2 protein-coding genes are annotated in these 3,171 nt (G+C 75.3%); both read left to right on the top strand.

The annotated features are described in order from the left end of the window. The first annotated feature begins 118 nt into the window (after positions 1–118). Entirely contained in the window at positions 119–1,273 is a 1,155-nt protein-coding gene (locus tag EF903_RS30835; RefSeq protein ID WP_260616157.1) for an acetylserotonin O-methyltransferase, read from the top strand. Further along, positions 1,270–3,033, top strand: coding sequence for an ABC transporter ATP-binding protein (locus EF903_RS30830; RefSeq protein WP_260616156.1), 1,764 nt, complete (start codon positions 1,270–1,272; stop codon positions 3,031–3,033). Before EF903_RS30835 ends, EF903_RS30830 begins: the two co-directional genes overlap by 4 nt. Positions 3,034–3,171: the final 138 nt, after the last annotated feature.

Raw genomic sequence — 3,171 nt, 5'->3', positions numbered from 1 at the left:
GGGTTGTTGCCGGGGGGTGGGGGGTGTGCCAGCATGCGAGGGCGTGATCGTGATCTTGGAGTCGGCTGTGGTGCCCCCGTGAGCGGGCCGCGGCGATCCGCTGACGAGAGGTGCGACGTTGAATTCGTCTGCCGACACGGCACCATCCGCGGGAATCGACCCGTCCGGCCAGGCCGGACGCCCCGAGGCGGCCCTCCTGCCCGGCCAGGGATCCCCGCCCGGCGGGGCCGGACCGGACGGCTCCGCCGTCGATCCGGTCGTCGAGCGGTTCCACTTCCTCGTGAACGCCCCCGCCCTCTTCAACGCCGTCGTCACCGCGCTCGAATGGGACGTCTTCGGCCATCTCTCCGCCCACCCCGGCGCCTCCTTCGAGGAGCTGCGCGCCGCCGTCGGGGTGCCGGCCCACTCCCTGCGGGTGCTGTTGCACGCCGTGTGCACCACCGGCCTGCTGGAGCGGGGCCCCGACGGCGGCTACCGCAACGCGCCCGCCGCCGCCGAGCTCCTCGCCCCCGACGGCCCCGACAGCTGGCGGCACATCCTCACCGGCTGGCGGGAGATCTACTACCCCGCCTTCTCCCGCATGAGCGAGGCCCTCGCCGCCGGCACCAACCTCGCGCTCGACGCGCACCCCGGCGACGAGCCGACGCTCTACCGCCGCCTCGCGCACGACCCGGAGCGGGAGGCGGTCTTCCACCGCAGCATGAGCGCCTTCACCCTCAAAAGCCTCGACGCGCTCGTCGAGACCGAGGAGTTCGCCACCGTACGGCACCTGCTCGACATCGGCGGCGGCGACGGCACCACCAGCGCCCGGCTGCTCGCCCGCCACCCGGGCATGCGGTCGACCGTCTTCGACATCCCGTCCGTCGCGCAGCTGGCAGCCGACGCCAAGGCCGAGGCCCAGGACCGGATCCGGCTGCACCCCGGCGACCTCTTCACCGACCCCTTCCCGCCCGGCGCGGACGCCGTCCTCTTCAGCCACGTCCTGGAGATCTTCTCCGGCGGTCAGATCACGGAGCTGCTCGCCAAGGCGCACGCCGTCCTCCCCTCCGGCGGACGCGTGTTCGTCTACGGCTACAACGCCTCCGACGACGAGACCCGCGGCTGGTACTCCGCGCGCCTCTCCCTCTACCTCAACGTGCTCGCCAGCGGCCAGGGCATGGCCTACCCGGCCCGCGACTACGAGGAGTGGATGCGCAAGGCCGGCTTCGACGCCGTACGCACCCTCACCGGCTACCCCTACGAACACGGTCTGACCATCGGCACCAAGCCGTGATCCGCGGCAGGTTCCGCACCGCCGGCCGCGGCAGGTTCCCCGCCGCCGACCCCGGGACGCCCGCCACCGGCTCGCCGGTCCGCTTCCTGCTGTGGCTGGCCACCCGCCACCGCGGCAGCCTCGCCCTCGCCACGCTGTTCGGCGTCCTGTGCACCCTCGCGCAGGCGCTGGTGCCGGCGGCCGTCGCCCTCGGCATCGACCGCGGCCTGCTCCAGCGCGACCGCGACGCACTCCTGCTGTGGGGCGGCGCGGTCCTCGCCCTCGGCGTCTTCCAGGCCGTCGTCGGCATGCTGCGCGACCGGGCGTCGACCACGAACCGGTTCGGCGCCGTGTACGGGACCACCCAGCTCGTCGTCCGCCACGCCGCCCACCTCGGCGCCGACCTGCCGCGGCGGGCCTCCACCGGATCCGTCGTCAGCGTCAGCGCCTCGGACGTCGGCCACCTCGGCACCGCCCTGGAGGGCACGGCGCGCGGCAGCGGAGCCGTCGTCTCGATTCTCTTCGCCGCCGTGTTCATGCTGGTCACGTCCTGGCAGCTGGGACTGGTCGTGCTCGTCGGCGTCCCGCTGATCGCCGCCGCCGTCACCCGCCTCATGCGCGTCCTGCACGGCCGCCAGCAGCGGCTGCGCGAGCAGCAGGGCGCCCTCACCGACCTGTCCGTCGACATCATCGACGGGCTGCGCGTCCTGCGCGGCTTCGGCGGCGAGAAGACCTACGGCCGCCGCTACCGCGAGGGCTCCCAGGCCGTGCGCGCCGAGGGCACCCGCGTCGCGGCCACCGTCGCCGACATCGCCTTCCTGCGCGTCCTGCTGCCCGGCGCGCTGCTCGTGGCCATCGTCTGGCTCGGCGCGCACCAGGTGAGCACCGGCCGCCTCGAACCGGGCCTCCTCGTCGCCTTCTACGGGTACGCCGTCTTCCTCACCGACCAGCTCGGGCAGGTCACCGCCATGCTCGACCAGCTGACCCGCGCCAACGTCGCCGCCGGCCGCGTCCTCGACTTCCTGCGCCTGGAACGGGAACGGCCCGGCGGCACCCGACCCCTCGACGACGCAGCGGCCGGCCTCCCGCTGCACGACCCGGACTCCGGGCTGACCGTCCCGCCCGGCCGGCTCCTCGCCGTCGTGTGCGGCACCGAAGGGGACGCCCGTACGCTCGCGGAGCGGCTCTGCGGCCACACCGACTCCGCGGTCCTGCTCGGCGACACGCTTCTGTCCGCCCACCGCACCGACGACGTACGCCGCCACGCCCTCCTCGCCGACAACGACGCCACCCTCTTCGCCGGCCGCCTCGGCACCGAACTCGACCCCCGCGACGACGACCCCGGCGACGACCGCCCCCGCGACGGCACCCCCCGCACCGAAGCCCTCCTCCGCGCCCTCGACGCCGCCTCCGCCCGCGACGTCGTCGACGCCCTCCCCGACGGCCTCGCCCACGAGTCCACCGGCGGACGCGAGTTCTCCGGCGGGCAGCAGCAGAGGCTGCGCCTGGCCCGCGCCCTGCTCGCCGACCCGCGGCTGCTCGTCCTCGTCGAGCCGACGAACGCCCTCGACGCCCCCACCGAGGGCCGCGTCGCCCGCAACCTCGGCCCCCACCGCGCCGGCCGGACCACCGTCGTCTTCACCACCAGCCCGATCGTCCTCGAACACGCCGAGTCGGTGGTGTTCGTCAAGGACGGCAAGGCCGTCGCCGAGGGGCGCCACCGGGCCCTCCTCGCCGACCCCGACTACCTCGCCGTCGTCACCCGTGAGGTCCTGGCATGACCGCACCCGCCGCCACCGCCCCGGACGCCGACCCCGGCCCCGCTCCGGGCCCGGCCCCGCCCGCCGCCGGGCGGCGAGGCGGCGGGCGGGGCCGTGCCCGGATCGGGGCCGGGGTCGGCGTCCGGGGCGGTGGCGGCG

Origin of the sequence: Streptomyces sp. WAC05292, assembly GCF_003949955.1 — a bacterium.
Classification (GTDB): domain Bacteria; phylum Actinomycetota; class Actinomycetes; order Streptomycetales; family Streptomycetaceae; genus Streptomyces; species Streptomyces globosus.
The sequence above is the reverse complement of the archived record's forward strand: the minus strand, read 5'-3'. Positions and strand labels throughout refer to the sequence as shown.